Source organism: Mesorhizobium sp. WSM4887, from assembly GCF_029625865.1.
Taxonomy (GTDB): domain Bacteria; phylum Pseudomonadota; class Alphaproteobacteria; order Rhizobiales; family Rhizobiaceae; genus Mesorhizobium.
This window is the reverse complement of sequence record NZ_JARTVP010000005.1, coordinates 422,462-429,739: the sequence shown is the minus strand read 5'-3', so window position 1 is coordinate 429,739 and position 7,278 is coordinate 422,462. Positions and strand designations below refer to the sequence as shown.

At 62.5% G+C, this 7,278-nt stretch carries 9 protein-coding genes; 2 read left to right on the top strand and 7 right to left on the bottom strand.

Going from position 1 to position 7,278, the window contains the following annotated elements; genetic code table 11:
* Both P9230_RS21340 and P9230_RS21335 read left to right on the top strand, forming a co-directional pair.
* A partial coding sequence (locus P9230_RS21340; protein ID WP_278120798.1) for a hypothetical protein occupies positions 1-238 on the top strand: 238 nt, incomplete at its 5' end.
* Positions 208-972: an arylsulfatase gene (locus P9230_RS21335; protein ID WP_347404007.1), complete on the top strand. Its 765-nt coding sequence runs from the start codon at positions 208-210 to the stop codon at positions 970-972. The genes P9230_RS21340 and P9230_RS21335, both read left to right, overlap by 31 nt.
* 43 nt (positions 973-1,015) lie before the next feature.
* On the opposite strand, the gene P9230_RS21330 is transcribed toward P9230_RS21335, so the two are convergent.
* From P9230_RS21330 to P9230_RS21300, 7 genes are all read right to left on the bottom strand, one after another.
* The gene (locus tag P9230_RS21330) at positions 1,016-2,005 is read right to left on the bottom strand and encodes a membrane dipeptidase (RefSeq protein WP_278120797.1); all 990 of its coding nucleotides are present in this window, start codon (positions 2,003-2,005) and stop codon (positions 1,016-1,018) included.
* A 311-nt stretch (positions 2,006-2,316) separates the two neighbouring features.
* Positions 2,317-3,531: an ABC transporter substrate-binding protein gene (locus tag P9230_RS21325; RefSeq protein ID WP_278120796.1), complete on the bottom strand. Its 1,215-nt coding sequence runs from the start codon at positions 3,529-3,531 to the stop codon at positions 2,317-2,319.
* A gap of 8 nt (positions 3,532-3,539) precedes the next feature.
* A complete protein-coding gene (locus P9230_RS21320; RefSeq protein ID WP_278120795.1) occupies positions 3,540-4,541 on the bottom strand; it encodes a branched-chain amino acid ABC transporter permease in 1,002 nt (333 codons plus the stop codon).
* On the bottom strand, positions 4,538-5,419 hold the full coding sequence (locus tag P9230_RS21315) for a branched-chain amino acid ABC transporter permease (RefSeq protein WP_067327882.1): 882 nt from the start codon (positions 5,417-5,419) through the stop codon (positions 4,538-4,540). Before P9230_RS21315 ends, P9230_RS21320 begins: the two co-directional genes overlap by 4 nt.
* On the bottom strand, positions 5,416-5,703 hold the full coding sequence (locus tag P9230_RS21310) for a hypothetical protein (protein WP_067327883.1): 288 nt from the start codon (positions 5,701-5,703) through the stop codon (positions 5,416-5,418). The genes P9230_RS21315 and P9230_RS21310 overlap by 4 nt, the downstream gene beginning before the upstream one ends.
* Position 5,704: 1 nt before the next feature.
* Positions 5,705-6,415 (bottom strand): ABC transporter ATP-binding protein, encoded by a 711-nt coding sequence (locus P9230_RS21305; RefSeq protein WP_066997920.1) that lies wholly within the window; start codon positions 6,413-6,415, stop codon positions 5,705-5,707.
* The gene (locus tag P9230_RS21300) at positions 6,412-7,206 is read right to left on the bottom strand and encodes an ABC transporter ATP-binding protein (protein WP_067327884.1); all 795 of its coding nucleotides are present in this window, start codon (positions 7,204-7,206) and stop codon (positions 6,412-6,414) included. The genes P9230_RS21305 and P9230_RS21300 overlap by 4 nt, the downstream gene beginning before the upstream one ends.
* Positions 7,207-7,278: the final 72 nt, after the last annotated feature.

Below are 7,278 nucleotides of genomic sequence, written 5' to 3'. Positions count from 1 at the left end.
CCCCCCCCCCCCCCCCCCCCCCCCCCGCCCCCCCCCCCCCCCCCCCCCCCCCCCCCCCCCCCCCCCCCCCCCGCCCCGCCCCCCCCCCCCCCCCCCCCCCCCGCGTCGGGCGCCGCGGCGGGGGGGGGGCCCCCCCCCCCCCCCGCCCCACGGCGCGCGGCAACTTGCCTCGGGCAATGTATGGGCGCGGATCCCTGCCGAGAGCGTATGGGTCTTCGCGGCGGCAGCCCCGAAATAGTCATCGGTACCAACGCCGCTTGCTCTCGGGGCGGCCTCGTTTATCATTCGTCTCGCACAATGACGTCACAGCCTCGCATTGCCCTGATCCATGCCACGCCCATCTCGATGGAGCCGATCAGATGGGCGTTCGAAGCGGGATGGCCTGGCGCCGAAACCGTCAATATCCTCGAGGACAGCCTGGCAGTGGACCGCGCCAAAACCGCTGACCTGACGAGCGACATGGTCCGGCGCGTCGAGGCCTTGGCCAGCTATGCCCGTTCGATCGGAAGCGATGCCGTGCTGTTCACCTGCTCGGCGTTCGGGCAAGCGATTGAACAGGCCGCGGCGAAGCTGGACGTTCCGGTTCTGAAACCGAACGAGGCCATGTTTGAGACGGCGATCCGCCGTGGCGGTCGCACCGCAATGCTCTACACTTTCCCGCCGTCGAGGGAAGGAATGGAGCAGGAGTTCCGGGACGAAGCCGCCCGTATGGGCCAAGCTGCCACCATCACGAGCTATTTCGTGCCGGGCGCGATCGAGGCGGTGCGTGCAGGAGACGTGGAAACCCACAACCGGCTGATCGCGGCTGAAGCCGCCAAGCTGAAGGATTTCGATGCGATCGTCTTGGCACAGTTCTCCATGGCGCGCGCGCGGGATGCGGTCAAAGCGGCGACGAACATCCCCGTATCGACCAGTCCGGATGCGGCCGTCGCGAAGCTGCGCGTCCTTCTTGGCGCGGACCAACCCGCCTGACCAAAAGAAGGTCCCACGGAGCGCTCGACAGCTGCTCCGGTGGTTATTTCCAGATTTCCCGGGCAAGGCGCATGAAGTTGCCGCCTATGACGTCGCGGACCGCTCCTTCCGGCTGACCGCGACGAAGCAGAACCTCGGTCAGCTCTTTCATTTGGGCTGGTGCCGAATAGGTCGTTTCTCCCGCATATTCGCTCTTCGGCCAGAAATGCGGATTGCTGGCGATGATGTCGTCGATGCCTTCGATCTCGACCGGGAAAGCATGGTCGAGGCCGATGCCAACATGGCGTGGGCCAGCGAGATCGATCAGATATTCGACATGGTCGGCAAGCCGTTCGGAATCGGTGCGCGCCTCGCCAAGGAAACGACTGAGCCCGACAACGCCGACGATGCCGCCGGTGCGGGCGCAGGCCTTGATCTGCTCGTCCGTGATGTTGCGACCGTGGGCGCAGAGCGCTTTCGGATTGGAGTGCGAGAAGATGACTGGCCGGTCCGTGTACTCCATCACGTCCATGGTGGTGCGATAGCCGGTGTGGCTCACATCCACGAACATGCCGAGGCGGTTCATCTCGTCGATCACCTGCCGACCGAACGCGGTCAGACCCGGGTCTTCGTCATGGCATCCGCCGCCGGCAAGGTTGTTGCGGTTATAGGCGAAAAGCATCTGGCGCACGCCAAGGCCATGGTAGAACTCGACCATCTCAATCCGGCCGTCCAGGGCGTTCATGCCTTCGATGTCAAAGGTGACCGCCAGCTTGCCTTGCGCCTTGGCAGCGAGGATTTCGTCGGCCGACGAGACCAGCACGTAGTGGGCGGGACGCGCCAGGATCCAGTGGCGGAAGCAGCTGAGATTGGTTACCGTCAATTCCCAGGACAGAAGATCGAACCCGACATCGATGGACAGATAGTCGACACCGGCGTCTCGCCAGATCCGCAGGTTGTTCAAGTCCGCGGCAGGATCCGGCATGAAGCCGGAATGGGCGTCCCAGACGACTTCGCTATCGAGAATGGACCGGGCTCTGGTTTGAAGGTTCATTGCCGTTCGTACCGGAATTTGCACCAGCCCCAATCTCTACCATACTGGCTAGAATGGGGAAGTTGCGTCCGGTACGCAGAGCAGGTGCAAACTGCCTGAAGCTGGATCTGCCGTCACGCGCAACAGAATCCGGATTCGCCTTCGCCAGCATCTTCTGCCGAATGACTTCCGGCAAAAACGGATCGCAGATAGGACTGCCGACGATATTGTCGGCTCACGAATCGCTCAACAAATCGAAATTCGCCCTCGCGAGAAAGGCGCCCGCAAAACGCGGACGCTCGCAGCCGGCAGCAACCTGTGTCGGTCGTCCGTTACTCTTCCGTCTTGCCCTCGAAATCCAGAAGCTTGCCAACAGGCACGTACTTCTGCCCGTCGAACTGATAGAGCTGCAGTGCCTCAATCGGGAAAATATCGGAGCCGGCTTTGGTGTTCAGCTTGATCCCGTCCAGCAATAGTGGATCGTCCCACTTCTGCATGTTGAAGACGGTGTCGAGGAGCTCAGCCCGGGTCGGCTTCTTCATGTGCTCGAGCGCCTTCACAAGAGCATCGCCGGTCGCGTAGCCGACCTGTCCGATCGTGTTGGCGAAGACGAAGTTGACCTTGGCCGCGGCGATATCGTCCAGATACTGGTCGATGCCCGCATCACCGGTTTTTTCCGGGCTAACGATCGGTTTCAGGAAATTCGAGGTGATGATGCCCTTGGCGTTCTCGAGCCCCACCGCCTGCAGGATCGGGTAGGCCGAGGAAAGGTTGGTGACGAGCGTCAGCGGCTTCCAGCCGCTCTCGGCCTGGAAGCGGATTGCTTCACCGCCTTGTTGCGGCGCGGCGATGATCACCAGCGTATCGGCGCCGGAAGCCTTGAGCGCTGTCAGTTGCGTTTCGACGGTCGGATCCTGCGAAGTCACCGGTTGCCGATCGACGACCTTGACGCCTGAGCCGTCGATGGCCTTGTCGAAGGCCTTCATGAAGGTTTCGCCGGTCTCGGTGTTGAGATAGAGGAGCGCGACCTTTGCCTCGGGCTTGTTGTCCTTCAGATAAGTGGCGAACGACGCCGCCTCGGTCGAGAAGGCCGGGACGAACCCTATTTCCTCGTGCGGCGCGTTCAGCTTGTGGACGCCTGAATACATGAAGACATTGGGCACTTTGCGTTGTTCGATATAACGTCCGATGGCGACATTGTTCGGCGTGGCAGCCGTGCCGACAAGAGCGAAAACTTTGTCCTGCTCCACCATCTCGCGCACATTCGCAAGCGTTCGCTGCGGATCGAGCATGTCGTCCTTGATCACGAGCTCGATCTTGCGGGTCTTGCCGTCGGACATCTTGACGCCGCCGTGGGAATTGGCGGCCTCGACCCGGGCGCGGATGCCTTCTGCGACCGCGCCGACGACGGCGACGGGACCGGTGAGCGGACCGGTGATGCCGATCTTCACGGTGCTGTCGGTGATGCCCGGTGTCTCGTCAGCTTTCGCCGGAGCGACACCGACGGCCAGCGCAAGTATTGCCGCCGTCGCAAGCATTCTTGGCATACATGGTCTCATAACTTCCTCCCTGATTGGCTCATTGATCCGGCTTTGCCGTTGGCGTTCGACCGGGCCTTCAAGGCAGCGGCGAGTCTCTCCAGCAGACCGGCAACCCCTCCGCGCGCCAGAAGCATGATGCCGATCAGTGCCAGCGCGTAGATGACGTTGCCGAGTGCGAGATTGATGTTGGACGTCCATGTCGGGACGAAGGTGATGAACAGCCCGCCGATGAAGGCGCCGACAATGCTTGTCGAGCCGCCGATGATGCTCCCGATCACGATGGTGATGGAAAGTGAGGCGAGAAAGGACTGCGGGCTGATGAAGCCGTTGAGGATCGCGAAGACGCCGCCGCCAAGGCCAGCGAGCGCAGAGCTGATGGCGAACGCCCACAGCTTGGTCTTGGTCAGGTTGACGCCGAGAGCCTCCGCGATCTGCGGACTGTCCCGTTGCGCCTGGAGCGCGCGGCCGACGTCGCCGAGGAGAACGAGATAGACGATGAATGCCGCGACGCAGGCGCACCCAAGCGACACCAGATAGAGCCAGAGCTCGGAGTAATCGGCCAGGAACGCAGGCGGCTCCAGGGAATCGATCGGCAAGCCGGAGACTCCGCCCGTCCAACTGCCGAGCTTCAACAGAAGCTGCGGAAAGGCCGCCGCGACACCAAACGTGATGATCGCAAGTTGCAGCCCCTGCAGACGCAGGGCCGGCAGTCCGACGACGAGACCGGCCAGCGCGGTAAAAACAGCTGCCGCAGGCAGGGTCGCCAACGGGTGGACGCCATAGGTCGCGTTCAAGATGGCGGTGACGTAGGCGCCGATGCCGAACAGCGTCCCCTGGGCGAGGCAGATCTGCCCGGCAAACCCCATAAGCAGGTTGAGGCCAAGAATGGCGACCGCATAGGAGATGGCGATGCTCACCTGCTGCAACTGGAAGCCTGACAAAGTGGCCGGCAGCAATGCGGCGACCAGCACAAAACCAGCGGTTGCCGCGACCGTGCGCCGAATGTCGTTGCTCATAGCTTGGTGACCTTCTGTGAGCCGAACAGACCGACCGGCTTGACCAGCAGGACGAAAAGGGTGAGCCCGATCGGGACCGCGATGCGCATGTCCGCACCCAGAAAGCCGATGTAGTTGGCGCCAAGGCTCTCGCTGACGCCCACCAGAAGGCCTCCGGCTATCGCGCCGAGCGGACTGTCCCAGCCGCCAACGGTTGCCGCGGCAAGGCCGTAGAATAGGATCGGGGTCATCATGGTCGGGCTCAAAAACAGCCGTGGCGCGACCAGCACCGCCGCGATCATTCCGATCGCCGCGGCGAAACCCCAGCCGAGCATCAGCATGCGCTCGACGTTGATGCCCACCAGAACGCTGCGAACGCGGTCGAAGGCCGCGGCACGCATGGAGAGCCCAAGCCTTGTGAAGGCGAAGAGGGAGGCGATGGCCGCGGCCAGGACAATGAGGATCAGCAAGGTACCGGCCGACGAAGCCAGCACCTGTACCTCACCGAGGCTGAAGCTGCCTTCGGGAAAAAGGCTGGGGAACGGCTTCTGCTCGGCGCCCCAGAGCCACGTCACCATCGCCTGGAAGAGCACAAACATGCCGAGCGTGACGACCACTGTCGCCTCGACTGGTGCTGCCAGGAGCGGGCGGACGAAGACCCGAAACGCCAAGATTCCCAGCACAAAGGAACCGGCCAGGCCGATTGCAATCGAAAGCCACAATGGCAGGCCCCACAGGCATAGCTGCCAGGTGCAGTATGCCGAGAAAGTCGCCATTTCGCCTTGACCGAAATTGACGACGTTGGTGGCGCGAAAGATCAACACCAGTGCAAGGGCAAGAGCCGCATAGATGGCGCCGGTGGCAAGACCGCTGAGGACGATTTGCAGGAAAAGGGTCAAGCCCAGCCTCCCAACTGCAACGCCGAGGCCGTCGACCTGCGCGCCTTCGATCCGAGAGCCTTGGCCAAGGGAACCCTGGCGTTTGAGGACGGGGAAATGGCGGTTACCACCATCAGGAATGGCAGTCCGGCGGTATCGTGAATGTCGATGAAGGAGGCTGCATCGAGGCGGTCGGCCGACGCCCGCCTTGTAAGACGCGAGACCAGCACGAGGGCAATGACCAGCACGGCGTAGACTCCGCCTGGGGCAATGCCGCAAACAATGATCTGGTAAAACGTCGCCACGTTAGTCCCCAAGGTAAGATTTCTGGATATGCTCATCTGCAAGTATCGCGCCGGCTGAGCCGCCGGCCACGATATGCCCGGCCTCGATGACATAGGCGCGGTCGGCGAACTTGAGCGACAGGTCCGCGTTCTGCTCCACGACCAAGAGCGTCAAGCCATCGATGTCGCGGAGTTCCTTGAAGATCGCGAATATTTCGCGCGTGATGACGGGTGCGAGACCCAATGACGGCTCGTCGCATAGCAGCAGTTTTGGCCGCGACATGAGCGCTCGCGCAACCGCGAGCATCTGCTGCTCGCCTCCGCTCAGATTGCCGGCCAGTTGGGAGCGTCGTTCGCGCAATCGCGGAAAGCGATCGTACCACCGCTCCTTGTCCTGTCGGACCTGGCGGGCATCGGAGACGATTGTGGCGCCCAGCGTCAGATTCTCGTCGACCGTGAATTCCGTGAAAGTGCCTCTGCCCTGGGGAATCTGCGCTAAGCCGCGTTGCAGACGCCGTTCCGGCGCCATCTTTTGCAAGTCGCTTCCCATATAGGCGATCTCGCCGGCCGAGCGGATCGTGCCCGAAAGCGCGCGCAGCAAAGTGGTTTTTCCCGCGCCATTGGCGCCGAGCAGGACGACGAATTCGTTCTGCGCGATTGCGAGCGAGCAGTCAAAAAGCGCCCGTACCTTGCCGTAGGAGGCCGAGAGATTGCGGACGTCAAGCAGTCTCACGTGCTCCTCCCGAGATAGGCGCCGATGACGGCTTCATTGGTCCTGATTTCTTCGGGGCGTCCTGACGCCAGATTTCGACCCAGGTGGAACACATGGATCCGGTCGCACAGGCTCATGACCAAGCCCATGTGATGCTCGATCAGGAGGATCGAGAGCCTGCGGCTATGCCGGATCGTATTGACGAGGGTGCCGAATTCGGTGACCTCGCCATGGGTCAGTCCGCCGGCCGGCTCATCCAGCAACAGGAGCTTGGGCTCGGCCGCCAGGGCGCGTGCGATCTCCATCCGCTTTTGCAACGGATAGGGCAGGGAGTCGGCGCGCACGCTCGATAATGCGGCCATTCCCAACTCATCCAGAATTGATTCAGCCTTGCGGCGGACCGTCTTCTCCTCGGCCCACGCACCGAAGGGATTGAGAAGGGCACGCGCGACTTTTCCACCCATCTTGTGGTGTGCGCCGAGCATGACGTTCTCCAGGACGCTCAGCGAGCCGTACACGCCGACATTTTGGAACGTCCGGGCGATCCCGAGGCCGATGATGTCGCGCACCGCCGAATTGGAGATTATCCGACCCGACAGCTCTACGGTGCCGCGTTGAAGGCGTGCAAGGCAGGTGATGGCATTCAGGAAGGTGGTCTTTCCCGCGCCATTCGGGCCGATCAAGCCGCAAATCTCGCCACCGCCGACGTCGAGCGAGACATTGTCGAGCGCCTGCACGCCTCCGAAGCTGACCGATACGCCATCCGCCGCGAGCACAGGCAAATAGGCGTTGATATGTTCCTGCACAGCCACGCACTCCTCCCAGGCGTGTCAGCGGAACCGGCGCTTCCGCGTCTGTCCCACTTTAGATACCATACAGTATTT

Coding starts and splice junctions, on each gene's coding strand:
- P9230_RS21320 (WP_278120795.1), bottom strand. CDS start 4,541: ATGAGCAACGACATTCGGCGCACGGTCGCGGCAACCGCTGGTTTTGTG.
- P9230_RS21330 (WP_278120797.1), bottom strand. CDS start 2,005: ATGAACCTTCAAACCAGAGCCCGGTCCATTCTCGATAGCGAAGTCGTC.
- P9230_RS21325 (WP_278120796.1), bottom strand. CDS start 3,531: ATGCCAAGAATGCTTGCGACGGCGGCAATACTTGCGCTGGCCGTCGGT.
- P9230_RS21335 (WP_347404007.1), top strand. CDS start 208: ATGGGTCTTCGCGGCGGCAGCCCCGAAATAGTCATCGGTACCAACGCC.